This window comes from Methylotuvimicrobium sp. (assembly GCF_050611805.1).
Classification (GTDB): Bacteria; Pseudomonadota; Gammaproteobacteria; order Methylococcales; family Methylomonadaceae; genus Methylotuvimicrobium.
Genome location: NZ_JBNGHF010000001.1, coordinates 36,643 through 62,779 on the forward strand (window position 1 = coordinate 36,643; position 26,137 = coordinate 62,779).

Sequence of the window (26,137 nt, forward strand, 5' to 3'; positions counted from 1 at the left end):
TATTGAATTATGAATGCAGTCCGGCCTTTTTGTTTACCAGTCTTAACCTGTTTGTTCTTATCCTTAACAGGGTGCGTGGGCGGGACAACTCCACCTTCGCAATTCTATCTTCTCGAACCGCTCAACGAAAACGAAAGCAGTGTTATCGAAACGAGAACCAAGCCTGTTATCGCACTTGGTCGGGTGCGTATTCCTCGCTATGTCGATAGGCCGCAAATTGTCGTCGGAACTGGAGGAAATACCTATCATTTGAACGAATTCAACCGTTGGGCCGAATCGCTCGATGCCAATATTAGCCGCATACTGATGCAAAATCTTTCAATGCTCGTCCCGGCTGAGGTCGTAGAAGCTAGATCTTCAAGCTTAGCCAGGCAGGCTAAGCTCCGCGTCTCGTTGACTATTTTGGAGTTTCATGTCGATCAGAAGGGACAAGCCGGTTTAACGGCGCAATGGTTTATCCGTCGCGGTCAGGATGTCATACAAAACCGTCAAGTCTCTTACCGTTTGCCGGGATCAACCGATGATTATTCGACCATCGTGGCAGCGCTCAATGAATGCCTGAATCGAATGAGCCGTGACTTATCGGCATCGCTTCAACAAGTGCTTCAAGAAATGAGAAGCTAGCCAAATACAATCGATGTGTTTCCAAGACCTCTGCGTTGGCGACTTAATATTCCGGAGTCATGAGCATTATCCTAATGCTCATGAAGGCCAGGTATCCGCTCCAGCAAATGAAAGGATGCTGTCACTCGCCCATCAGGACGCCGTAGGTTTGACGTCGACTCGAACCCCAAGGATGGCGTGCCGCCGACATTCTCGCCAAGCATGCTCCACACCCTTTTTTACCCTCAAACTTGGAATTGCTGCCTCTTTAAGCATCGCCGAAATTTGAAGTGTGAAAGGTATATAATATCTTGCAAATTTTCACTTGGGAACGAGCATGAAATAACTTCGACAACTTCTGGGAGGGGGTTCGGTGGCTCGATTGACAGGTCAGGGAAAGCCGCCGTCAAGCCTACATGGAAGTATTCACGGCGTCCTCTGTCAAGCGAGTCACCGAATCGCCGCAAAGCCTACTACTTGTAGCAGTTATTTTGTGCATATTCCTTAGTATTTTTTCGGCCCTACCGTCACCTCTTTGCGCCCATGAATACAGTCCTAACCGGCATTCTGGTTTATATATCGGCACAGCTTTTGATCGGCGTTTTCGTTTCAAAAAAAATCAAAACGGAAGACGATTATTTATTGGCCGGACGCAGTCTCGGCGTAGGCCTTGCAACGTTGAGCGTGTTCGCAACTTGGTTCGGTGCCGAAACCTGTATCGGCGCGGCTGGTGCTGTTTATGAGGAAGGTCTGTCCGGCGCAACGCTCGATCCTTTCGGTTATTCGCTCTGTCTGGTTTTGATGGGCTTGGTATTTTCGATTCCATTGTGGCGCCGGCAATTGACCACATTGGCTGATTTGTTCCGGCAACGCTATTCGCCTCTGGTTGAAAAACTTGCGGTATTGATGATGGTGCCCGGTACAATCATGTGGGCCGCCGCTCAAATTCGGGCATTCGGACAGGTGTTATCGGCTACGTCCGGCTTCGAAGTCGAGATGACGATCGCCTGCGCGGCGCTGGTTGTAATAGTCTATACGATGTACGGCGGTTTGATGGCCGATGTCATCACCGATGCGGTGCAAGGTGTCGCTCTGATCATAGGCCTTTCGATTTTATTGGCGATTGTGTTGACCGCCGGAGGAGGCTGGCAGCCTTCGGTTGCTTCGATAGAACCGGAGCGATTGGTTTTATTCAAAACCGCCGAGAACGAAAATTGGCAGGATATTCTGGAACACTGGATGATTCCAATTGGCGGATCGGTAATCGCACAAGAACTGGTATCTCGGGTACTGGCTTGCCGTTCGCCGCAAATCGCGCGTCAAGCTTGTTTGGCCGGCGGTCTATTATATCTTTCGATCGGCCTGATTCCGGTCTTGATCGGATTACTCGGTTATCGCTTGTTACCGGGCCTAGCACAACCCGAACAAATCTTGCCGCAATTGGCACAGCATTATTTACCAACGTTTTTATATATCATTTTTGCCGGTGCGCTGATTTCGGCGATCTTGTCCACCGTCGACAGCGCACTTATGGCTGCCTCGGCGCTTCTGTCGCATAATCTAATCGTGCCGTTGCTGGGCACGATCGACGAAAGTCGAAAAGTTCGTATTGCGCGGCTGACCGTTCTGTTCGGCGGCATGGTCGCTTACTTACTTGCCTTGCAAACCGACCGCATTCACAGCCTAGTTGAGCAAGCTTCAGCATTCGGCAGCGCTGGGATCGTGACCGTAGTCGTATTCGGCTTATTCACGCGCTTCGGCGGTGCTTACAGCGCTGCCGGGGCACTTTTAGCCGGAACCGTCATTTGGACTGCCGGACACTACGCATTCGATATGAAAACACCCTATCTAATCGCACTCTGCGGCGCAATTGCGGTTTATTCGGCGATTGCGATTTTAGAACCGAAACTCCATAAAATTATCCATTTATGATTTCGATATCGTCTCGATTCGGAAATCATAGGCCAAACCCAAATTGATAAACGCGACTCAACATTCATGAATCAAGTAAGACCCGACAAAAAAAATGACGTACTCTGCGTCTGCAGCGGCACAACCGACCGGCAAATTCGCCGGCTCATTGATGAGGGCATTACGGACCCTGAAAAACTGTCGAGAATTACCGGCACTTGCACGGGTTGCGGTTCTTGTGAACCAACGCTTATGGCTTTGTTAAACGCCGCTAGTTTGAAAGAACCGCTCGTATGAGATCCTCTTTTCAGAAGCATTGGCTGGACCGAGTTTGTAGCCGAGTCCTAAACATTTCGAGCGCGGCCAAAGCAAACCGAAAACTTAAGGTATAGCAAAATTTTGGGGACGGGTTAAATAAGGCTATGTTCGCGTTAATAGTTGATACTTTTAAACTTAAAGCCAACATGAAACCCCAGGATACAACTCTGAATAACTTTCCTTTTTCAATATCGCGCCAATGGTTGAAAGGAGGGTACGATTGCTCGATTGACAGGTGTCGGCGGCAGGGCAGATTTTTGCTCCTGCAAAATCTGCATTCATGCCATCCTTGGCAATCAGTCGCCGCCGTCAAGCCTACACGGACGTATTTACCCAGCACCTAAATTATCTATGTAATCAATCATGGCCAATAGACTATGGAATTTAGGTGCTGGGTTTACGGCGTCCTGTCAAGCGAGTAATCGTACCCTCTTCCACGCTCAGTGTATTGGAAAGCAATCATTGACTATTTCCTAAATGGTTTATTTAGTAGGAAAGAGAACCGTTTCAACTGCTAACGCGAACATAGCCTTAAATAACCTATCCTGCCAAGCCAACTAATTTTTTTAGGTTTATCCGCCTAAGGCATCAAAGCCGAACGAAGCAGATTCGATGTTGCTTGCCCACTGGTGCTGCCGACATAGTCGACAACCACGGGAATAAACTGATTAACCATTCCCGGCGATAAATTCAGTTGCCTAAACGACGAATAAAGCGACTGCATGGTACCGATAGTTCCACCGGCCCCTCCTAGCATTGCAGCGCCACCGACCTGCGGTGCAGCAGCGAGCATTTCCGACATACCCGGAATGGATTGCGACAAGCCGGCGAATGCTTGTTGCGTCATATTCGTTTTGGCGGCTTGAAATATTGCGCCGGCCCCGCCCAGTGCTTGCTGCTGGGTAACGCCCAATTGACCGACTAGCGCTTCGGTTAAAGCGGTTTGTGTCGCGGGCACGCTACCAGCAATCGCTGTTCCGGCCTCGATCGTTTGCCTTCCCGTTTGTGCGGTCTGACCAATCGTCGCCAGACCGCTGTCGACTTTACCAATGACACTCTGCCCGCTCTCCGGAGATCCGGCGCAACCGGCGGTCAGAAGTGAAATCAATAAGGGCGAGATATATTTGCAATGTTTTTTTATCATAGTGTCCTCTCAACGGTAGAGTCGTGTCTTTCGGTATAGCCTGCCGATGTCTCAACTAATGTTCGGCCTTATTCATAACGGCCGGATTACAATTCTTACGAAAAGCGATGCTTATGCAAGATTTCTCTAGTTATGCCGTTCATGTTAAACGTACAAAAACCGAAAACCAAATTTAATTCCTAATTCGATGACATTTTATTTCGGTTGATATAACGCCAATTAGGAATCCCTATTTAAAAAAGCGCCTCGATAACATCAGTGCCTTTTCAACGGAAGGTGCTAAAATCACCGCTCCTTACTACTTATCAAGGTTTTTTATGACGCAAATCAAGATTGAACATCAACCGAGCGAAGCCCGTTTAGAAGAATTAGGCGTTTCGGACTGGGACATTTGGGAGAAAGAAGTTTCCAAGTTTTCGATCGACTTCGATGAAACCGAAACAGCCTATATTCTCGAAGGTGAAATCATTGTAACGCCCGAAGACGGTGAACCGTTACGAATCCTACCCGGCGACTTGGTCGTTTTCCCCGAAGGTTTAAACAGCGACTGGGAAATCGTTAAGCCATTGCGCAAACATTACAGCTACGATTAAACGTGCTTGCTATTTAGCAAGCCTCAAAATTAATGATCAATTGGCTCATTTTTTCCGGTTTAGGCGCAGCGAATTAACGATGACCGACACCGAACTGAGAGCCATCGCTGCCGAGGCGATGGCCGGATTGAGCTTACCGGCCACTGCAAACGGTATTGCAATCGCGTTATAACTGAATGCCCAAGTCAGATTCTGCTTGATAATACTTAGTGTATTCTCGCTCAATTCGATGGCATCGGCGATTTTGCCGATATCGCCGTCCAACAGGACCAAGTCGGCCGCTTCGATGGCGATATCGGTTCCTTTATCGATCACTAGGCTGACATTAGCTGCCGCTAACGCCGGCGCGTCGTTAATGCCGTCGCCGATCATTGCGACTTTGTGCCCGCTTTCGCGTAATTGACGAATCAACGCTAATTTTTTGGCGGGATCCGCCTCGGAATACACGGTAACGATTCCTACCTGCTCGGAAATATGTCGGGCCGCCAGTTCGGTATCGCCGGTCACCATCCAGGTATCGATCCCGGCTTGATGCAAATGTTCGACAACTTGTCGGGCGTTCGGCCGTATCGTATCGGTAGCGGCAAACAACGCCGCCGCGCGCCGATCGATTGCAAGATAAACCAAGGTCTTGCCTTGCTGAGCCAGCTTTTTTGAGGTCGCTTTAAGCGGTGTTAGATCGATCTGGTGTTGTTTCATCCAGAGATCGCTGCCAAGCAATAATTGGCGGTCACCGATTTGAGCGCGAATACCCCGATCCGGCGCATTATGAAATTGCGAGGATTCTTCTATTTCCATGCCCCGATCTTTGGCGTAGCGTACAATCGCTTGACCTAAAAAATGTTCCGAATTGAACTCCGCTGACGCGGCAAGCTGCAACAGACGCTCGTCGTCGAAATCCGATACATTGAACAAGTCGGTTATTTCGGCAATACCTTCAGTGATCGTACCGGTTTTGTCGAATAAAACGGTATCGATGGACGCCGCCGTTTCTAGGACTTCGCCGTTCCTGATATAAATGCCGCGCCTGGCCGCCTGACCGGTTCCCACCATCGTTGCCGCCGGTGTTGCCAAACCGAGCGCGCATGGACATGAAATTAACAATACGGCAATCGCATTGGACAAAGCATGCGCTACCCGCTCACCAGCCAACAGCCAGCCTCCGAAGGTCGCACCCGACAATACAATCACCGACGGCACGAACACTGATGCGACGCTATCGACGGTTTTTTGGATTTTCAATTTCGATGCCTGAGCCTGGTCGACCATATGGATCAAACCCGACAAGAAGGTATCCTTGCCGGTTGCGGTGGCGCGCATTTGCAGTACGCCGCTACCGTTGATGCTGCCATCGTAGAGTTTATGACCGGGCTCCTTGATCGATGGCATCGCCGAGCCGGTTACCATTGCTTCGTTGACGCTGGATAACCCTTTGATCACTTCACCGTCTGCCGGAATGCGCTCGCCCGGCCTGATCAGAAGGATATCGCCGATCTCGATTTGTTCGGCCATGATTTTTAATTCTTGGCCGTCTTTGAGCAATGTCGCTTGATGAGGCTGTAGATTCACCAATTTGCGTATATCCTGAACCGCCCGGTTTTTGGCTAGTTCTTCCAGATAGCGGCCTACCGTCACAAAATCGATAATCGCAGTCGCCGCATCGAAATAGACATGCCGGGAGGGACGAAATAATGCCGGAATGCTGTAGATATAAGCCGCGCCGACCCCTAGCGCAACTAAACTATCCATCTCGGCAGCGCCGCGCTTGGCTTGATTAAACGCTTTTTTGAAAATGTCTCGGCCGCCGCCGATAATGGCGGCACCGGCTAAAACGGCTTGTATTAATAATAGTGTGCGCGATTTTGAGCCGATCGCGCTCAGCAACCAAACCGGCACGCTCAATTTGCTTAGCGCCAGTATTTGCCGTTTGGCTTTATGTAAATGCTTGCGCTCAAGATCGAATAATAATTTTCGTTCGGCCAAGGAATCGATCGAAAAGCCCTGATAGCCATTATCTGCGATAATTTTGAATAACTTATCTTTCGGCAAGTAAGTTTTGATACGCGCGGTTTCGGAAATGTAATTGACACTGGCGTGAAGCACATCAGGTTGCCGCTGCAAGACCATTTCCAAATATAATGCGCAGGATGCGCAGCTCATATCACCGACACCGATGACAAAGTCTTGGGCAGGTTTGTCGGAATAATTTTTATCGCGCTTAAGGCTTGTCAGCGCTTCGCGCGGTTGTACACCGATATTGGCGATTACGGCATCAAGCAGATGCAATAGATTTACGAACGGCAATTTTTCCGGATCGAATACTATTGTTAACGACCCAATCTGCGGCGTGATATTGACCGACTTAACGCCTTCGCGTTTTAACAATAGAATTTGCAAGATATAAGCACGCTCTCGATCTTTTCGCAAACTCGGAACGATGATGCGGAGCCGTTTGTTTAAGCGGTGTGCAATCGAAAAATGCTTGGTCGTTTGAATCGTATCCATATTGCCCATTTTATGTTTCCGTCGGCCATTTAACTATCCGCTTCAGCATAACCGCTTATCAATAAATTACAAGCCCCTTCTTTTAGTATGGTTTTGAAGCCGGAACCAGATTCACCTTTCACTGCTCACTGCTCACTGCTCACTGCTCACTGCTCACTGCTCACTGCCACCATTATAAGTCTCATAAGTTTGCATACCACCCGATAAATTTCTAACCCGAAATCCGTTTTGCTGCAGAATCCGGGTGGCATTGTATGCTCTTTGCCCAACGCCGCAAACGACCCAAATTTCCCGTTCGCGGGATAATTCATTTAACCGATCGCGTAAATTATCCAACGGAATGTTTATCGCATTCGGAATATGTTTCTGGAGAAATTCCGCTTCGGTTCGCACGTCGACAAGCTGAGCCAGTGTAAAAGGATCGTTCAATATAAACGCGAGTAATTGCGCCGCTTCGTCTTGATCTTCCGATACTTGTACATGCGTTTCGAGTAACTCTTCCCATTTTGCAAGCGGATGCATTCCGCGCAATTGATTGGCCGCGATCATGCCGGCTAAATTTACTGGATCCTTGGTGGCTCCGAATTGCGGGGCATAACATAATTCGGCTTCCTCTAAATCGTAAACGCTACCGTCCATTTGTATGAATGCCGAAATGACATCGATACGCCGCGCTACACCGGACTCTCCGAGCGCTTGAGCGCCGAGAATTTTGCCGTTGCTAGTATCGTACAACAATTTCATGTGAATCGGCTTCGCTCCCGGGTAATATCCGACATGATTACCCGGATGCAGATAAACCTTTTCGTAATTTTCATAATTGATCTTCTGTAAGGTCTTTTCATTGACGCCCGTACTAGCGATTGTCAAATCGAAAAGCCCGCACACCGATGTCCCTTGAACGCCTCGGTAGGTCGACGGAATATCTTGCTGATCTTCATTGCTTAATATTGCCGCGGCCGCCAATCGACCTTGCCGGTTCGCAGGACCGGCCAAGGGTAATAGTTGCCATTCTCCGGTTATGACATTCCGTACTTCGACTACATCACCGACCGCCCAAATTTGAGAGTCGCTGGTTTGCATGGTTTCATTGACTCGGATTCCGCCTAAATCTCCAATGGCCAAACCGGCTTGACGGGCTAATTGAGTTCTGGGTTTTACGCCAACGGAGACCATGACCGCATCGCTGACTATCGATTCGCCGTCTTGCCGGTGCACGGTTAGCGTTTGATCTTGATTCAGCTCAAATCGGTTAACTTGGCAGTTAAGCTGCAAATCAATATCATTTTTTTGCAAATATTGCGCGACAAACCTAGCCATTTCCTTATCTAACGCCGTCATGACTTGATCGGTCGATTGCAACACGGTTACCTTTAAGCCCCGTTTTTTTAAATTCTCGGCTAACTCTAAGCCTAAAAATCCGGCACCTAAAACCACTGCGCTTTTCATATTCGCCAAATTGCCGCGTATTTTGCGGCTATCCGGAATCGTTCTTAACACGTATATACCGGGTAAATCGATGCCGTCGATATCCGGCCATACGGCCTCTGACCCGGTCGAAAGCACCAAGGCATCGTACGACTCTATCCGCTTCCTGCCGGTTTTTAAATCGCACACTTCGATGCTTTTATTCGTTCTATCGATCGCCAGAACTTCGCTATCGGTACAAACACGAATATTGAATCTTTGTTCGAACAACTCCGGTGTCGCGACGAGCAATTTTTGTTCGTCGACAATCACGTCGCCAATAAAATAAGGTAATCCGCAATTGGCAAAGCTGACATAGGAGCCCATTTCGAAAATGACGATTTCACAATGTTCACATAATCGGCGAAGCCTTGCAGCGCAGCTTGCACCCCCTGCGACGCCGCCGATAATTAATATTCTTTTTTTCATTCCCAATTACTCCCTTTTGATCGAAAAACCGTCTAAGAATAAAAGGTATGGGATGTGTCTATCGAGGACCGCCGTGAACCCATCCATGGAGGCTTGACGGCAGCAATCCCTGCTGCCGACATCCTCGTTAACCACACCCCATACCTTCATAAAGTTAACCATTTTTTGAGTATAAAGGGAGTAAGGTTCCTGCATGACTGCTTACGCCCATGTTAAGCCGACAACAATCCGAGTTTTTAGATTTTTTATGACTCGAAATACGACCTATTTCAGGCAAATAAAAAGCCGATAATGTCATTATCGGCTTTTTGGAATACGCGGTTATTACAACGTATTGTTTGCGTTTAAGTCTTGGAAGGCTTGCTGCAAACGATTGACCATTCCGGCTTGGCCGGCACGTTGCCACACGCGAGGATCATAATATTTTTTATTCGGCTTGTCTTCGCCGTCAGGGTTACCGATTTGGCCTTGTAAATAACCTTCGTTTTTCTTATAAAATTCCATTACGCCAGCCCAGGTGGCCCATTGAGTATCGGTGTCGATATTCATTTTAACGACGCCGTAGCTTATCGACTCTTTGATTTCCTCTGGAGAGGAACCCGATCCGCCATGGAAAACGAAAGTCAGGCTGTTTTCCGGCAAGCTAAATTTGTCTGAAACATATTTTTGCGAGTCTCGCAAAATTGTCGGAGTCAATTTAACATTGCCCGGTTTGTACACGCCGTGCACGTTACCGAATGATGCGGCAATCGTAAAACGGTGACTGATTTTATTTAAATGCTCATAAGCATAAGCGACGTCTTCCGGCTGAGTATATAGCAGTGAGTGATCCATATCCGTATTGTCAACGCCATCTTCTTCGCCACCGGTTACACCCAATTCTATTTCCAGAGTCATATCCATTTTGGACATGCGCTCCAAATATTTACCGCATATTTCAATGTTCTCTTCCAGACTTTCCTCGGAAAGATCTAACATATGCGAGCTGAATAAAGGCTTGCCTGTTTTTTCGAAATGCTTTTCGCCTGCATCCAATAAGCCATCGATCCATGGTAAAAGCTTTTTCGCGGCATGGTCGGTATGCAGAATGACCGGTACACCATAATGTTCCGCCATCAGATGAACATGCTGTGCACCGGAAATAGCGCCTAAAATCGAAGGCATTTGACCTTCTAAGTTAACGCCTTTACCGGCGAAAAAAGCCGCACCGCCGTTGGAAAACTGAATGATAACGGGAGATTTCGCTTTAGCTGCGCCTTCAAGTACCGCGTTAATCGTATCGGTACTGATAACATTGACTGCGGGAAGCGCGAATTTCTGTTCCTTACAAAACGCAAAGACTTTTTGTACATCTTCACCGGTCACGACACCCGGTTTAACTATATCTAAAATTTTTTGTGCCATTTTGGGTTCCTATATTAAAAAACAAACCCGTTTTCGCGACAACTGCACAAAAACGGGAAAATGTATTTACGGATAAAATTATATCATTTCATGCGGTTCATCCCCTGTACCGCAGTGTCGAAACGTATCTTATCCTTCTAAGGATGCCAAACGCTCAGCCAACAGTTTTTCCAAGGTTTCGAGCGCTTTAGTGAATCCATCGATACCTTCGGATAATTTATCCGTCGCCATTCTGTTATCTGCATGCATACTTTCGAAAGTTGCTTTATCGATAGTGATTTTTTCAATCGCTTGTTCAGCAGCTTTTGCAGGGTCGAGTTTGCGAGGCAAATCACCTTCGGTTGATTGCAGTTCACCCAGCAGCGAAGGCGAGATGGTTAATAAATCGCAGCCCGCCAATTCGGTGATTTCCCCAATATTACGGAAACTCGCGCCCATAACTTCAGTTTTATAACCAAATTTTTTGTAGTAGTTGTAAACGGTCGTAACCGAAACAACACCCGGATCTTCTGCTGGTGGATAAGAGTCGCGTCCAGTATCTTTTTTATACCAGTCCAGAATACGTCCGACGAATGGAGAAATCAGCGTAATGCCCGCTTCAGCGCAAGCGATCGCTTGATGCAATCCAAATAATAAAGTCAGGTTACAATGAATGCCTTCTTTTTCGAGAACTTCCGCTGCTTTAATGCCTTCCCAAGTCGACGCGATTTTAATCAGGATGCGCTCTTTTGAAATGCCTTTGGCTTCGTATTGCGCAATGATTTCACGACCTTTGGCAATCGTTGCTTCGGTATCGTAAGACAGTCTGGCATCGACTTCTGTCGATACGCGGCCAGGGATGATATCGAGAATTTTCAACCCGAATGACACGGCCAATCGGTCGAACGCCAAAGTCACGACTTCGGCAGCGGATGCGCCTGCTCCCAATGTGGCTCTTGCGCCTTTCAGCGTATCGTCGACAATGTCCTGATATTGAGGCATTTGCGATGCGGCCGTAATCAACGAAGGGTTGGTTGTCGCATCCCTTGGTTTGTAAGTTTCAATTGCTTGAAGGTCGCCGGTATCCGCGACAACGACGGTCATTTCCCGAAGTTGTTCAAGTAAATTTTTTGCCATTTTGTGCACCTTTATTTGCTGTTGTATTAATTTTTATGCTTCCAGGCTATCTTACCGTGTCGGTTCGTTTATAGGTAACTCATACCGGGAAGTGAAATGCCAATTAATGCGATATACCCATCGTAGGATCAAAATCGGCTCCGTGACCCGTTCAAAGGCCTAGCGCTCAAATTATCCAAAACGATTAACCAAGGCCAATAGCCTATGGAATTTAGGTAGCGGGTGAATGCGTCCCTGAAGGCCTTATGCCAAGCACCCCGCCGCCGCCTTAAGCATCATCGAAAATTGCAATGCTAAAGGTATATGCGAACCGCTATAATTGAGTTGTTTGGATTCGGTTCCTAACTCGTCAAACGATCGAGCAAGACTTTGATGTTTTATGTAATCATTCGATGGTATCTCATAATCACTCACATACCCATATTGGTTCTTCGTGATTCGAAATAGCAACCGATCGATCATACCGGCCTGCGTCAACATAAAGTTATCTAGCAAGCCGGTAATCTCTCTAGAGGTATTAAATGCCGGGTAATTATTTCATCCGTGTCGATGAAACAGTTGTCTCAAACATTCTGTATTTATCCGGCAGGCAAACATCGATTGTTTACTCTTTATCATCCGTTAGCGCTCTTCGATTTCAGCCCTTAGTACGAAGATATTTTGACACGCCGGTTTCCGATTCCAGTTCTTTCTTTTCCAAATATTTATCGACGCCAGTAGCCCCAACTTTTTCTTGAACCGAAGCCGCTTGTTTTTCCAAATATTTAGCGACGCCAGTTACAGCAGAACCTTCAAGTTTGCTCAGGTATCTTGCAACACCGGTTGTTCCACTGTTATCTTGATAATAAGCTGAAGAGCTAGCACTTGACTTGGCAACGCCCGAGCTTCTTCTAAATACAACAAAACCGATAGCCGCCAATACTGCGACTAAAATCACTAACGTATTATCGGATTTCGCTTCTTGAGTTGTCGATTCGGCGCTCGCGACTTCAGCACTTGAGCTCGCCGCAGAAGAGGAGCTTGATTTTGCAATTGGAGCCGCTACTTTTGGCGTTGTATGCTTATACTCACTATCTTGATAAACCACTTTCGGTTCGAAATTGGTTGCCGGATAACGTGGGTCAGACTCTGTCGTTTTGGCAGTGGCTTCTGCCTTAGCAGGCTGTTTCGCTGTATTGGCGATATAGTCGGCATCCTGATATTGGACCTGTGGTTTAAAATCAGATGCCGGATATTTATCTTCAGCACCTGCTATCGGGCTGGATAATAGCAAGGATGCCAATGCACCCATGGTAATAGTATTCACTTTCACGTTGTTCCCCTTTCTGCTGTAGGAAGCGGAAAAGCCATTCGATACTAACGCATTTCCGAATGACTTTTCGCTCTGTGTATGTTAATTGTTAAAGTTAATAATTAAAGCAGAGCTTCGACGTGTTTGACGACATTGTCAACGGTGAAGCCGAACTCTTTGAATAGCGCGCCGGCCGGTGCCGATTCGCCGAAACGATCCATTCCGATGACGCAACCTTGTGTGCCCGCGTATTTCCACCAGCTGTCGGTCACGCCCGCTTCAATTACGACGCGTTTTGTCACCGATGACGGCAGCACCGATTCACGGTAGGCTTCGTCTTGCGCATCAAATACGTTGGTCGACGGCATCGAGACGACACGTACTTTTTTGCCTTTGCCGCTCAACTCGTCCGCCGCTTTCACCGCCAATTCAACTTCCGAGCCCGTCGCAATCAGGATCACGTCCGGCTGACCTTCGCTGTCTTTCAGGATGTAGCCGCCTTTACCGATAGCTTCGATTTGTGCCGACGTCCGCGCAATGTGCGCTAGATTTTGCCGTGAGAAAATCAGACAGCTCGGTCCATCGTTTCGTTCAATCGCCGCTTTCCACGACACCGCCGATTCCACGGCATCGCACGGACGCCAAACTTGCATGTTCGGAATCATCCGCAAGGTCGCGGTTTGTTCGATCGGTTGGTGGGTCGGGCCGTCTTCGCCGAGTCCGATCGAGTCGTGCGTGTATACGAAGATGGTCGGGATTTTCATCAACGACGCCATCCGCAAGGCATTCCGCGCATATTCGGAGAACATCAGGAAGGTCGCGCCGTACGGCTTGAAGCCGCCATGCAGGGTGATGCCGTTCATGATCGCCGACATGCCGAATTCACGGACGCCGTAGTAGACGTAGTTGCCGTCATGTCCAGGGGCGTTGACGTCTTTGCAACCCGACCACAGGGTCAAGTTGGAGCCTGCCAAGTCCGCCGAGCCGCCCATCAGTTCGGGCAGTAACGGTCCAAATCCGTTCAGGGTGTTTTGCGAGGCTTTGCGGCTAGCGATGGTTTCGCCTTTCGCGTCGACCGCGGCAATGAAGGCGTTCGCTTTTTCCGACCAGTCGCTCGGTAGTTGTCCGTTCATGCGACGTTCGAATTCGGCCGCCAGTTCTGGATGCGCGGCTTGGTATTTCGCGAATTTGTCGTTCCAGTCCGCTTCTTGACGCGCGCCTTTGTCTTTCGCATCCCAACCCGCGTAAATGTCCGCCGGGATTTCGAAAGGTGCATGCGGCCAACCGATGCGTTCGCGAGTTGCCATGATTTCGGCTTCGCCTAATGCCGCTCCATGACATTCTTCTTTGCCTTCTTTGTTCGGCGAGCCCCAGCCAATGATGGTTTGGCAGCAAATCAATGTCGGCCGGTCGGTGACGCTACGCGCTTCTTCCAAGGCTTTTTTCACGGCTTCCGGATTATGACCGTCTACTTTCGGGATGACGTGCCAACCGTAAGCTTCGAAGCGTTTCGGCGTGTCGTCCAGGAACCAGCCCGGCGTGTCACCGTGACCGCGGACTTCGCCGTCGATCGAGATGTTGTTGTCGTCGTAGACGGCAATCAGTTTGCCCAGTTTCATTGAGCCGGCCAATGAGCAGGCTTCATGCGAGATGCCTTCCATTAAACAGCCGTCGCCCAGGAAGGCGTAGGTGTAATGGTCGACGATTTCGTGCCCAGGACGGTTAAATTGACCCGCTAGTGCGCGTTCGGCTATCGCAAAGCCCACGGCATTGGTGACGCCTTGACCTAATGGTCCGGTCGTCGTTTCGACGCCCGGCGCATAGCCGTATTCCGGATGACCCGGGGTTTTTGAATGCAGTTGACGGAATTGTTTCAGTTCGTCGATCGGCAGCTGGTAACCTGTCAGATGCAGTAACGAGTACAGCAGCATCGAGCCGTGTCCGTTGGATAGTACAAAACGGTCTCGATTGGCCCAGTTCGGGTTAGTCGGGTTATGCTGCAGAAAGTCGTTCCATAACACCTCGGCGATATCCGCCATCCCCATCGGTGCGCCCGGGTGTCCGGAGTTGGCTTTTTGGACGGCATCCATGCTCAAAGCGCGTATGGCGTTCGCTAAGTCTCGGCGCGAAGGCATATTCTTCTCCTTTGTCAATTCGGTAAGTTACAACGGTGACTCGTTTCGGTAAAGCCTTGCGGCTCGGTCACTTCTTTTGTTGTGTTGGAATTCGGTTGGAACGAGTGACAGGTCGCCACTCGTTCGGTTCGGCTTTCGGTTTGTTCCAGCGCGGATCGCTCCGCCTCGGATCATTCCAGGTTCGCGTGCCGCGATCTCATTTCTTCTTCCGGTATGCCTTTCTCATGAATGATATGTGAGATGATCGCTTCCAGGAAGAACAGCGTTGATAGTTCGAACACGGTGCCCATCGGCATGCCTTTCACTTTGCCATACAGCTCCGATGTCCCAACTTGGAACACCGCATCCGCAAGGTCGCCTATCGTCGAATCGCTTTTCGCCGAGATCAACAGGATTTTAGCGCCGATTTCTTTCGCTTTCTTGGTGAACGCGATCAATTGTTCGGTTTCGCCAGAGCCTGAAATAATGACCAGCAGGTCCCCCGCCTTGATACTCGGCGTGACGATTTCGCCAACCACGCTGACATCGTAGCCGCTATGCATCAAGCGCATCGCAAAAAACCGACCGATCAAGCCCGACCGACCCGCGCCCGATACGAACACGCGTTTCGCTTGGTCGAGTAGGGTAGTCAGTTTTTGATCATAGCTGTCGTCGGTCGCCGCCAGAATGCCGGATATTTTGTCAATGATCAGTTGCTGATGCATGACTTATGCACTCGCTGCATCAACCAGTTGGCGGATTTCGCGTGCCGCTTCCGCCGGGGATGGCGCGCCATAAATCGCCGCACCGACCACGATGATGCTCGCGCCGCTGGCAACCACTTGTTGCACGGTCGCTTGTTTGATACCGCCGGCTACCGATACGCGTACGTTCAGGCCCAGATCGGCAATCGCTTGCAGGTCGGCAAATGGCGTTTGGCCCGCTGCTTGTGCGTCCAAGCCCGTGTGTACACCGACGATTTGTGCGCCCAGTTTCGCAGATTCGCGTGCGCATTCAACTTTGTCAGGCACGTTGATCAGGTCGACTTGCACTTCGGCATTGTGCGCGCGTGCCGCTTTGATCACACCACCGATAGTGGCCAGACCCGATACGCCCAACACGGTGCAGATGTCCGCGCCCGCTGCGTAGAATGGCGCCGCTTCGTATTCGCCGGCATCCATCGTTTTCAGGTCAACCAACAACAGTTGGTCTGGGAAACGCTGTCTCAGTTCTTTCACTAAGCCAACCCCGTTGTATTTGATGCATGGGGTGCCAATCTCAAAAATATCTACATACGGTGCCACTTGCTCGGCAAGCGCAACGGTTTGATCGAAATCCAATGAGTCCAACGCCATTTGTATTAATGGTCTTGCCATGTTTCTTCTCCGATAGGTTATTATTTTTTGTTACATATTCGTTATGCGGAGGTAACTGTAAAGTAGAAAGGACTGAAATGTCAATGCCCAATACCTTTTAGAGACTTTGGGCCGAAAAAGCGAGAAGCAGCGCTTAAATGCTTGGAACGAGCCAATTCCATTTATCGCTGTTAGGGTTCGCAAGATTTGGCTTGCGGCTAGAGAAGAAGTTTAGCCGATTATTCGGCCTCGAGGGCCGGACCATGCTCTTTCGAACTAACCCGACCACCCGTATACGGTTGAAATCAATGCATTTTTAGAAATATTAACCGGCATTCCTTAAATATTTTTCGACGCCGGTTAGCTCGATGGCGGGCTCGGCGACGGTTGGCGTTACGATTTGCTTGATCATATATCTTGCAACACCGGTTATGTTACGGACTTTATTATCAATTAAGGCGTGTTTTTTCACATATTTGGACACACCGGAAACTTTTAACGTTTCTTTACGAGATAACAAAGATTTAGCAAGATATTTATCTACGCTGGTCGTCGCCGGCGCTTTCAATGCTGCCAACTCTCTTTTTGTTATATATTTTTCAACCTTGGTCACTTTAGGCGCATTCAACGAAGCCAAATATTGTTTTAAGAGATATCTGGCAACACCGGTTTTAACCGGCTCACCATGTTCCTTGGCTAATTTTTTAGCGGCATATTTTGCCACGCCGGTAACCGGCGGTTGCAGGCTAATTAAAATACTCCGTCTAGCGACGTATTTATCTACACCAGTTCCGTCCATTTCTCTGATAGCCGCTAATTTACTTTCAATCGACTCCTCTGCCGTTCCAGTCGCAGTAGATTCAGCTGCTTTTTTTTCCGCTGCTAATCGAGCTTCTTCAATATATCTTGCGACAATTTTTTCCGCTTCCAGTTTTTTCTCTGCTTTGTTCTGTTCATCAATGAACTTTTCAACGCCTGTTAACTGCGCGGATTTTTTTGCCAACTCTACTTGCTTGGTGAGGTATTTTGCTACACTGGTCAGTGCCGGTATTTGACGAGCAGCTTGTTCTTGCTGCGTCATATATTTAGAAACTTTAGTTGTTTTCGGCAAGTGACTTGCTTCAACTTGCTGGCGCAATAAATATTTGGCGACTCCTGTTGCAGGCGCCTCTGCATTTTCCATAAAACCTTGCTTAGCGACATATTTTTCGACGCCGGTTCTAACCGGCACCTTTTTTTCTTCAAACCCTTGTTTAGTTAGGTATTTTGCCACCCCTGTTACAACTTCCCGGGGTTTATCCAGTATCTCATGCCTCATTTGATACTTAGCCACGCCGGTAACTGCCGGCTCAACCTTGGCACGTTCATTCATTTTCGTTAAATATCGAGATACTCCGGATTCGATTTCTTCCGGCAATGTCTCTGGGTCTATTTTCTCGACAACAATTTCTTGAGGTTTATCAACTTCCGGTTTTACATCAAGCTTTTCAAGATATTTTGCAACACCCGTTACAGAAACCGTTTTTTCCGGAGTAATTTTATTCAAATATCGCTCTACTCCAGTCGGCCCTTCGGAATTTCTGTCAGACACTACAACATCGCTACTCAGCTCGACCGAGTCGTCGGAAGAAGAGGTCGGCAGTATCCCTAATAAACTATTTAGCCAATTATTATTTTTCATTTGTGGACACCACATCAATACGTTGTTTTTAAGAAGCTGTACAGCAAAACCCGCCGACGAAACCTAATAGGTTCGCGGCTACCGAGAGATTAAATAAACTCATAGCGCCGCAAACCATTTTGTTATCCAGACTCTGCAGATACTAGCTAGGGATGGATCATAGCAGAGCTTCGACGTGTTTGACGACATTGTCAACGGTGAAGCCGAACTCTTTGAATAGCGCGCCGGCCGGTGCCGATTCGCCGAAACGATCCATTCCGATGACGCAACCTTGTGTGCCCGCGTATTTCCACCAGCTGTCGGTCACGCCCGCTTCAATTACGACGCGTTTTGTCACCGATGACGGCAGCACCGATTCACGGTAGGCTTCGTCTTGCGCATCAAATACGTTGGTCGACGGCATCGAGACGACACGTACTTTTTTGCCTTTGCCGCTCAACTCGTCCGCCGCTTTCACCGCCAATTCAACTTCCGAGCCCGTCGCAATCAGGATCACGTCCGGCTGACCTTCGCTGTCTTTCAGGATGTAGCCGCCTTTACCGATAGCTTCGATTTGTGCCGACGTCCGCGCAATGTGCGCTAGATTTTGCCGTGAGAAAATCAGACAGCTCGGTCCATCGTTTCGTTCAATCGCCGCTTTCCACGACACCGCCGATTCCACGGCATCGCACGGACGCCAAACTTGCATGTTCGGAATCATCCGCAAGGTCGCGGTTTGTTCGATCGGTTGGTGGGTCGGGCCGTCTTCGCCGAGTCCGATCGAGTCGTGCGTGTATACGAAGATGGTCGGGATTTTCATCAACGACGCCATCCGCAAGGCATTCCGCGCATATTCGGAGAACATCAGGAAGGTCGCGCCGTACGGCTTGAAGCCGCCATGCAGGGTGATGCCGTTCATGATCGCCGACATGCCGAATTCACGGACGCCGTAGTAGACGTAGTTGCCGTCATGTCCAGGGGCGTTGACGTCTTTGCAACCCGACCACAGGGTCAAGTTGGAGCCTGCCAAGTCCGCCGAGCCGCCCATCAGTTCGGGCAGTAACGGTCCAAATCCGTTCAGGGTGTTTTGCGAGGCTTTGCGGCTAGCGATGGTTTCGCCTTTCGCGTCGACCGCGGCAATGAAGGCGTTCGCTTTTTCCGACCAGTCGCTCGGTAGTTGTCCGTTCATGCGACGTTCGAATTCGGCCGCCAGTTCTGGATGCGCGGCTTGGTATTTCGCGAATTTGTCGTTCCAGTCCGCTTCTTGACGCGCGCCTTTGTCTTTCGCATCCCAACCCGCGTAAATGTCCGCCGGGATTTCGAAAGGTGCATGCGGCCAACCGATGCGTTCGCGAGTTGCCATGATTTCGGCTTCGCCTAATGCCGCTCCATGACATTCTTCTTTGCCTTCTTTGTTCGGCGAGCCCCAGCCAATGATGGTTTGGCAGCAAATCAATGTCGGCCGGTCGGTGACGCTACGCGCTTCTTCCAAGGCTTTTTTCACGGCTTCCGGATTATGACCGTCTACTTTCGGGATGACGTGCCAACCGTAAGCTTCGAAGCGTTTCGGCGTGTCGTCCAGGAACCAGCCCGGCGTGTCACCGTGACCGCGGACTTCGCCGTCGATCGAGATGTTGTTGTCGTCGTAGACGGCAATCAGTTTGCCCAGTTTCATTGAGCCGGCCAATGAGCAGGCTTCATGCGAGATGCCTTCCATTAAACAGCCGTCGCCCAGGAAGGCGTAGGTGTAATGGTCGACGATTTCGTGCCCAGGACGGTTAAATTGACCCGCTAGTGCGCGTTCGGCTATCGCAAAGCCCACGGCATTGGTGACGCCTTGACCTAATGGTCCGGTCGTCGTTTCGACGCCCGGCGCATAGCCGTATTCCGGATGACCCGGGGTTTTTGAATGCAGTTGACGGAATTGTTTCAGTTCGTCGATCGGCAGCTGGTAACCTGTCAGATGCAGTAACGAGTACAGCAGCATCGAGCCGTGTCCGTTGGATAGTACAAAACGGTCTCGATTGGCCCAGTTCGGGTTAGTCGGGTTATGCTGCAGAAAGTCGTTCCATAACACCTCGGCGATATCCGCCATCCCCATCGGTGCGCCCGGGTGTCCGGAGTTGGCTTTTTGGACGGCATCCATGCTCAAAGCGCGTATGGCGTTCGCTAAGTCTCGGCGCGAAGGCATATTCTTCTCCTTTGTCAATTCGGTAAGTTACAACGGTGACTCGTTTCGGTAAAGCCTTGCGGCTCGGTCACTTCTTTTGTTGTGTTGGAATTCGGTTGGAACGAGTGACAGGTCGCCACTCGTTCGGTTCGGCTTTCGGTTTGTTCCAGCGCGGATCGCTCCGCCTCGGATCATTCCAGGTTCGCGTGCCGCGATCTCATTTCTTCTTCCGGTATGCCTTTCTCATGAATGATATGTGAGATGATCGCTTCCAGGAAGAACAGCGTTGATAGTTCGAACACGGTGCCCATCGGCATGCCTTTCACTTTGCCATACAGCTCCGATGTCCCAACTTGGAACACCGCATCCGCAAGGTCGCCTATCGTCGAATCGCTTTTCGCCGAGATCAACAGGATTTTAGCGCCGATTTCTTTCGCTTTCTTGGTGAACGCGATCAATTGTTCGGTTTCGCCAGAGCCTGAAATAATGACCAGCAGGTCCCCCGCCTTGATACTCGGCGTGACGATTTCGCCAACCACGCTGACATCGTAGCCGCTATGCATCAAGCGCATCGCAAAAAACCGACCGATCAAGCCCGACCGACCCGCGCCCGATACGAACACGCGTTTCGCTTGGTCGAGTAGGGTAGTCAGTTTTTGATCATAGCTGTCGTCGGTCGCCGCCAGAATGCCGGATATTTTGTCAATGATCAGTTGCTGATGCATGACTTATGCACTCGCTGCATCAACCAGTTGGCGGATTTCGCGTGCCGCTTCCGCCGGGGATGGCGCGCCATAAATCGCCGCACCGACCACGATGATGCTCGCGCCGCTGGCAACCACTTGTTGCACGGTCGCTTGTTTGATACCGCCGGCTACCGATACGCGTACGTTCAGGCCCAGATCGGCAATCGCTTGCAGGTCGGCAAATGGCGTTTGGCCCGCTGCTTGTGCGTCCAAGCCCGTGTGTACACCGACGATTTGTGCGCCCAGTTTCGCAGATTCGCGTGCGCATTCAACTTTGTCAGGCACGTTGATCAGGTCGACTTGCACTTCGGCATTGTGCGCGCGTGCCGCTTTGATCACACCACCGATAGTGGCCAGACCCGATACGCCCAACACGGTGCAGATGTCCGCGCCCGCTGCGTAGAATGGCGCCGCTTCGTATTCGCCGGCATCCATCGTTTTCAGGTCAACCAACAACAGTTGGTCTGGGAAACGCTGTCTCAGTTCTTTCACTAAGCCAACCCCGTTGTATTTGATGCATGGGGTGCCAATCTCAAAAATATCTACATACGGTGCCACTTGCTCGGCAAGCGCAACGGTTTGATCGAAATCCAATGAGTCCAACGCCATTTGTATTAATGGTCTTGCCATGTTTCTTCTCCGATAGTTACGGTTTATTGTTGTTTAATGAAAAAATCATAATTAACGATCAGGCCCTAAACCACCATAATTCCCTTTAATAAAGCGGAAAATTGGTGCCTAAATCGATTTTAATCGAGTCTATTTTTTACCCTGAACGGGGAACTCTAACCAGAATGCGAGCTATTGTCAATTTCGCGAAGTCAAAGCAGCAATTCCCAGTTTGGAAATCAACAAGGGTGAGAAGTGTGCTTGGCGAGGATGTCGGCAGCAGGGAGCACAGCCGCCAGGCCCCCATGGATGGGTACACGGCGTTTCTCGACAGGCATACTTCTCAACCTAAATCCGTCGATAAATAATCAAACTGGGAATTACTAGAGTCAAAGATCGCCTACTCAACACGACTAGCGGATGCTAAAAGTTATGCACGAAACAATTACTTGAATCAAACTTGCTCTTTGCTAATGCCTCAATGTACCTTACGATTTCGCGATAAATAACTTCCGGGAGTTATGAGCTTTTTCGAAGGATTGGCCTCCTTCTTTTCTATTCATCAACCCTAAAAACAACTAACTTATGATACCTTTTTCCGATATTCAGGCGCTGATCATTGATATGGATGGCGTTTTATGGCATGGCTCCCAACCGCTTCCGGGGCTTATTGATTTTTTTGAGACATTGCGCGCCAAACATTTACGCTTCATTTTAGCGACTAACAACGCAACACTCACTGCCGAACAATATGTCATTAAATTAGCCGGAATGGGGGTATTCATAAACGCCGATCAAATACTGACATCGGCAATGGCTACCGCCTCCTATTTATCGCGTGAGGTAGACCCGACCACCAGTCGCGTTTTCGTAATTGGGGAAGAAGGGGCGCGCGCACCGCTTCTCGAACAGGGATTCACTTTAACCGACACTTTCGATCCGGTTAATACTCAAACAAACGCCGACATCGTGGTCTGCGGGCTGGATCGAACACTCACCTGGCAAAAATTGGCCACCGCTACTTACACACTCCATGCCGGCGCGAAATTCATCGGCACCAATGCCGATACTTCATTACCGACCGAACAGGGTATGACGATCGGCAATGGCGCCATTTTAGCAGCCTTACAAGCCGCCACCGGAGTTAAGCCGATTACTATCGGCAAACCCGAGCCGATCATGTACCGACAAGCCATGGCCTTGCTTGGCACCGATACAAACAAAACCATTGCAATAGGCGACCGGCTCGATACCGATATTCTCGGTGCCGTAAGAGCCGATATCCGCAGTTTAATGGTTTTGACCGGCGTGTCTTCCGAAGAAGATTTAAAAGTTTCCGATTTCCAGCCTACTTGGGTCATGCAGGATATTCGGGCGATTACCCAGGCCTTGCAAATAACTTGATCATCCGATCGACAACCGATTTGCCAGGCAGCCTGACAAGGTCTACCCTTAATATCATCACATAGGAGTTCCGAACATGAAAAAATTTATCAATAGCGTCGATACTCTGCTCGACGAAAGCTTGTCCGGCTTTGCCATGGCTCATGCTGATATCGTCCGTTTTAATAAAGAACCCCATTTCATCAGCCGATTGGCACCGACACAATCCGGTAAAGTCGCACTCATCTCCGGCGGCGGCTCCGGTCACGAACCTTTGCATTCGGGCTTTGTCGGTCATGGCATGCTCGATGCGGCTTGTCCCGGGCAAATATTCACTTCGCCGACACCGGATCAAATGATGGCAGCGGCGCAAGCGGTCGAAAACGGAGGCGGTGTATTATTTATTGTTAAAAACTATGCGGGCGATGTTATGAATTTCGAGATGGCCGCCGAAATGATCGATTGCTCGAATGCGACTGTGTTGGTGAATGATGACGTTTCCCTGCCGAAAAATCACAGCACCGGACGACGGGGCGTCGCCGGAACACTGATTGTCGAAAAAATTGTCGGCGCGTCTGCCGAAAACGGTAAAGACTTAGCCGCCTGTAAAGCCTTGGGTGAAAGAGTGAACGAAGCAACCGCGTCGATGGGTGTGGCAATGACGAGCTGCACCGTGCCGGCACTTGGTAAACCGACTTTTACTATCAACGATGATGAAATTGAAATGGGCGTCGGTATTCACGGCGAAAGAGGGCACGAAACGATTCCGATCAAATCCGCCACGGAGATCGTCGAACAGCTCTCGACAGCGATTGAAGAGGAGCTGAAACCCAAAAAAAATCAACCGGTACTCTTGCATATCAACGGCTTTGGAGCAACACCGCTCATCGAATTACATTTGATTTACAACCTAGCAGCCCAGTTTTGGCAAAAACGCGGTGTGGATATCCGCCGCTCACTGGTCGGCAACTATACGACTTCACTCGACATGGCCGGCTGCTCCATCACCTTAACCTTGCTTGATGAAGAGTTATTGAAGCTGTGGGATGCGCCTGTCCATACCGCGGCATTACGCTGGGGCATGTAACCTTTATTTGGCTAGCACCGATGCTATCGCACAAATCATCAGTTCCGCAGTTTTCGCTCCGGCGTCGATATGCCCTCGCGTGCGTTCGCCTAAAAACGATGCTCGGCCCTTGGTCGCCACCATATCGCGAGTCGCCTCCATACCCTGATTAGCGGTATCGCAAACCTGCTCTAAAATTTCCGGCAATGGGGTCGAATTGGCTTCCGCTTGTTTCAGGTAATCGGCTACCGGTATATAAACATCGAGCATCGTTTTCTCGCCGGCATCAGCCTTGCCTCTCCGCTTAACCGCTTCGACACCTTGCGCGAAAGCTTCGGCGAAAGTCGATACACTCAACTCTTGCCCCTTGGCCGCTTTGCTCATTGCGATGAATAGCGTTCCATAAAGAGACCCCGACGCACCTCCAATCGCCGACATCGATACCATGCCGATGCTCTGCAAGGCATCGGCCCAATCGAGCGCCGATATTTCCTCGCCTTTTGCTTTTAAAGCCTTAATACCGCGCTGTAAATTCGTGACATGATCGCCGTCGCCAATTGCTTGATCCAATTCGGTGACTGATTCTGAGTTTTGCTTGATGGTGGCATCCACGGCATCGATCATTGCCGGGAATAATTTAGGAAATAAGGACATGGCAAACTCCTTGACACAGTGTTGAAGGCTCGAGCATAGCCTTCAACAAGCCGATCTGTCCAGTGCCGTTTAATCAGCCCAATGTCAACATTACCGCAAATGAACCGCCCAAAGCGATACTGCATACCACTTTCGATTTTTTAATCATGGGTGATGTTTGCCAAGTATTTTGCAATTGAGCTTTTTGTTCGAAGCACCAAGCAGGAACGGTTTCTTTGGCCTGGCGCCACAAATCGACGATATAGTTAAAAATGACCACAGCCATGATTGCACCAATGCCCAACATCAAATAAAACACGATAATCTCGGTGGTTCTTGGATCGGTATCAAATGTCAATGAAATGATTTCATCCAACATAAATTCTATGAAAACATAGATGTGTTTAACGACCCATACGACCGCATGGATCAATTCCAACGGCATTTTAACGCTCAACAACATTATAGAAAAAAAGATCAACAAGTTGATTGTGCTGAATGCTTTCATATCGATTTTCTCCTGATTCAACGTAATAGACTTCGGCCAAAACCGTCTAGAAGCCTTGCGACCAGACAGAATAGGATGATTGATAAACTTGGGAAATTCCTTTTGTAATTGACTATATCAACAGTAGCTTTCAATAAGCTTGCATTGATATCTTTTGCTAATCAAAATTCGGCGCCGCAGTGTCATGCAAGTCAAAAAGCTTGGTTAGGAACGAGCATGAAATAACTTCGACAACTGTTAGAAGGGGGGTTCGGGGGCTCGATTGACAGGTGTCGGCGGCAGGGCAGATTTTTGCTCCTGCAAAATCTGCATTCATGCCATCCATGGCAATCAGATTCCGCCGTCAAGCCTACAGGGATGGATTCACCCAGCACATAAATTCCATAGCCCTTTGGCTATGATAACTATCTCGCATAATTTAGGTGCTGGGTTCACGGCGTCCTGTCAAGCGAGTCACCGAACCGCCGCAAAGCCTAATACTTGTAGCAATTATTTTGTGCACATTCCTTACTTATCTATTACGAACCCTTTTAAGATGATTCAATGTCATAAACAACGCCGCAATCGACCGGGCTTCGGTACACTCGCCGGTTGCAATCAATCCTCCAATATCGTCAATTTTCCAGGGCACGACTTCGAGCTCCTCGGGTTCGTCGCCCTGCAATTTTTCCTCATAAAGATCCGTGGCAATAATAATCTCGGTCATGTGCTCGAGATAAGCGGGCGCGATTGAAAACGAACTCAAATGATAGAGGGTTCTAGCCCCAAAACCGACTTCCTCCTTGAGCTCACGGTTTGCGGCCTCGATAAAGGTTTCTCCGGAGTCGGTTTTACCTTTAGGCAAACCCAACTCATAACGATGAACGCCGGCAGCATATTCCCGAACCAATAACACCGTTTCGTTATCCAAAAGCGGTACAATTAACACCGCACCTCCAGGCCTTCCTCGGGCCAGGCGTTCGAAATTACGTTGTTCGCCATTGCTAAACTCGATGTCGAGCGATTCGATACGGAATAACCGGCTTTCGGCGATCACGGTTTTATTGAGAAGTGTCGGTTTTTCGCGCATTATTGGCTATATTTTTAACTGATGATTGATAAATATAACCCAC

General features: G+C 49.3%; 22 protein-coding genes. 6 read left to right on the plus strand and 16 right to left on the minus strand.

Going from position 1 to position 26,137, the window contains the following annotated elements:
- Positions 1 to 75: 75 nt before the first annotated feature.
- The 3 genes from ACRJJO_RS00165 (at position 76) to ACRJJO_RS00175 (ending at position 2,811) form a co-directional block, all read left to right on the plus strand.
- Positions 76 to 624, plus strand: a complete 549-nt coding sequence (locus ACRJJO_RS00165) for a PqiC family protein (RefSeq protein WP_431063998.1) — start codon at positions 76 to 78, stop codon at positions 622 to 624.
- A 522-nt stretch (positions 625 to 1,146) separates the two neighbouring features.
- Complete coding sequence (locus tag ACRJJO_RS00170; protein ID WP_431063999.1) at positions 1,147 to 2,535, plus strand: sodium:solute symporter family protein; 1,389 nt, start codon at positions 1,147 to 1,149, stop codon at positions 2,533 to 2,535.
- Between the two features lie 66 nt (positions 2,536 to 2,601).
- On the plus strand, positions 2,602 to 2,811 hold the full coding sequence (locus ACRJJO_RS00175; protein WP_431064000.1) for a (2Fe-2S)-binding protein: 210 nt from the start codon (positions 2,602 to 2,604) through the stop codon (positions 2,809 to 2,811).
- 601 nt (positions 2,812 to 3,412) lie between these two features.
- Here the strand turns inward: ACRJJO_RS00175 and ACRJJO_RS00180 are convergent.
- Positions 3,413 to 3,976, minus strand: coding sequence for a DUF2780 domain-containing protein (locus ACRJJO_RS00180; RefSeq protein ID WP_431064001.1), 564 nt, complete (start codon positions 3,974 to 3,976; stop codon positions 3,413 to 3,415).
- Between the two features lie 317 nt (positions 3,977 to 4,293).
- Here ACRJJO_RS00180 and ACRJJO_RS00185 point away from each other — a divergent pair, with 317 nt between their 5' ends.
- Positions 4,294 to 4,569: a cupin domain-containing protein gene (locus tag ACRJJO_RS00185; protein ID WP_404358742.1), complete on the plus strand. Its 276-nt coding sequence runs from the start codon at positions 4,294 to 4,296 to the stop codon at positions 4,567 to 4,569.
- A 45-nt stretch (positions 4,570 to 4,614) separates the two neighbouring features.
- Here ACRJJO_RS00185 and ACRJJO_RS00190 read toward each other — a convergent pair whose 3' ends face one another.
- The 12 genes from ACRJJO_RS00190 to hxlA (ACRJJO_RS00245) all read right to left on the minus strand — a co-directional run bounded on the left by ACRJJO_RS00190 (position 4,615) and on the right by hxlA (ACRJJO_RS00245) (position 21,456).
- Complete coding sequence (locus ACRJJO_RS00190) at positions 4,615 to 7,074, minus strand: heavy metal translocating P-type ATPase (protein ID WP_431064002.1); 2,460 nt, start codon at positions 7,072 to 7,074, stop codon at positions 4,615 to 4,617.
- A 153-nt stretch (positions 7,075 to 7,227) separates the two neighbouring features.
- Positions 7,228 to 8,970, minus strand: coding sequence for an FAD-dependent oxidoreductase (locus ACRJJO_RS00195; protein WP_431064003.1), 1,743 nt, complete (start codon positions 8,968 to 8,970; stop codon positions 7,228 to 7,230).
- 324 nt (positions 8,971 to 9,294) lie between these two features.
- Positions 9,295 to 10,374, minus strand: coding sequence for a class II fructose-bisphosphate aldolase (gene fbaA, locus ACRJJO_RS00200; protein WP_404358748.1), 1,080 nt, complete (start codon positions 10,372 to 10,374; stop codon positions 9,295 to 9,297).
- 129 nt (positions 10,375 to 10,503) lie between these two features.
- Positions 10,504 to 11,490, minus strand: a complete 987-nt coding sequence (locus tag ACRJJO_RS00205) for a transaldolase (protein WP_431064004.1) — start codon at positions 11,488 to 11,490, stop codon at positions 10,504 to 10,506.
- A gap of 637 nt (positions 11,491 to 12,127) precedes the next feature.
- On the minus strand, positions 12,128 to 12,802 hold the full coding sequence (locus tag ACRJJO_RS00210; RefSeq protein ID WP_431064005.1) for a hypothetical protein: 675 nt from the start codon (positions 12,800 to 12,802) through the stop codon (positions 12,128 to 12,130).
- A gap of 101 nt (positions 12,803 to 12,903) precedes the next feature.
- Positions 12,904 to 14,916: a transketolase gene (gene tkt / locus ACRJJO_RS00215; protein ID WP_431064006.1), complete on the minus strand. Its 2,013-nt coding sequence runs from the start codon at positions 14,914 to 14,916 to the stop codon at positions 12,904 to 12,906.
- Between the two features lie 170 nt (positions 14,917 to 15,086).
- Positions 15,087 to 15,620, minus strand: a complete 534-nt coding sequence (hxlB, locus tag ACRJJO_RS00220; RefSeq protein WP_404358754.1) for a 6-phospho-3-hexuloisomerase — start codon at positions 15,618 to 15,620, stop codon at positions 15,087 to 15,089.
- Between the two features lie 3 nt (positions 15,621 to 15,623).
- Positions 15,624 to 16,271, minus strand: coding sequence for a 3-hexulose-6-phosphate synthase (hxlA, locus tag ACRJJO_RS00225; protein WP_404358756.1), 648 nt, complete (start codon positions 16,269 to 16,271; stop codon positions 15,624 to 15,626).
- A 304-nt stretch (positions 16,272 to 16,575) separates the two neighbouring features.
- The gene (locus ACRJJO_RS00230) at positions 16,576 to 17,931 is read right to left on the minus strand and encodes a hypothetical protein (protein ID WP_431064007.1); all 1,356 of its coding nucleotides are present in this window, start codon (positions 17,929 to 17,931) and stop codon (positions 16,576 to 16,578) included.
- A 157-nt stretch (positions 17,932 to 18,088) separates the two neighbouring features.
- Entirely contained in the window at positions 18,089 to 20,101 is a 2,013-nt protein-coding gene (tkt, locus tag ACRJJO_RS00235) for a transketolase (RefSeq protein ID WP_431064006.1), read from the minus strand.
- A 170-nt stretch (positions 20,102 to 20,271) separates the two neighbouring features.
- Positions 20,272 to 20,805: a 6-phospho-3-hexuloisomerase gene (gene hxlB / locus ACRJJO_RS00240; protein WP_404358754.1), complete on the minus strand. Its 534-nt coding sequence runs from the start codon at positions 20,803 to 20,805 to the stop codon at positions 20,272 to 20,274.
- 3 nt (positions 20,806 to 20,808) lie between these two features.
- Positions 20,809 to 21,456: a 3-hexulose-6-phosphate synthase gene (gene hxlA, locus ACRJJO_RS00245; RefSeq protein ID WP_404358756.1), complete on the minus strand. Its 648-nt coding sequence runs from the start codon at positions 21,454 to 21,456 to the stop codon at positions 20,809 to 20,811.
- 564 nt (positions 21,457 to 22,020) lie between these two features.
- Here hxlA (ACRJJO_RS00245) and ACRJJO_RS00250 point away from each other — a divergent pair.
- Together ACRJJO_RS00250 and dhaK are read left to right on the plus strand one after the other, a co-directional pair.
- Complete coding sequence (locus tag ACRJJO_RS00250) at positions 22,021 to 22,839, plus strand: HAD-IIA family hydrolase (protein ID WP_431064008.1); 819 nt, start codon at positions 22,021 to 22,023, stop codon at positions 22,837 to 22,839.
- A 76-nt stretch (positions 22,840 to 22,915) separates the two neighbouring features.
- Positions 22,916 to 23,905 carry a dihydroxyacetone kinase subunit DhaK gene (gene dhaK, locus ACRJJO_RS00255; RefSeq protein WP_431064009.1) on the plus strand — a complete coding sequence of 330 codons (990 nt, stop codon included), beginning with the start codon at positions 22,916 to 22,918 and terminating at the stop codon, positions 23,903 to 23,905.
- 3 nt (positions 23,906 to 23,908) lie between these two features.
- On the opposite strand, the gene dhaL is transcribed toward dhaK, so the two are convergent.
- The 3 genes from dhaL to nudE form a co-directional block, all read right to left on the minus strand.
- The gene (dhaL, locus tag ACRJJO_RS00260; RefSeq protein WP_431064010.1) at positions 23,909 to 24,538 is read right to left on the minus strand and encodes a dihydroxyacetone kinase subunit DhaL; all 630 of its coding nucleotides are present in this window, start codon (positions 24,536 to 24,538) and stop codon (positions 23,909 to 23,911) included.
- 73 nt (positions 24,539 to 24,611) lie between these two features.
- Complete coding sequence (locus tag ACRJJO_RS00265; protein ID WP_014150362.1) at positions 24,612 to 25,025, minus strand: hypothetical protein; 414 nt, start codon at positions 25,023 to 25,025, stop codon at positions 24,612 to 24,614.
- 511 nt (positions 25,026 to 25,536) lie between these two features.
- Positions 25,537 to 26,094, minus strand: coding sequence for an ADP compounds hydrolase NudE (gene nudE, locus ACRJJO_RS00270; protein ID WP_431064011.1), 558 nt, complete (start codon positions 26,092 to 26,094; stop codon positions 25,537 to 25,539).
- Between the last annotated feature and the right edge of the window lie 43 nt (positions 26,095 to 26,137).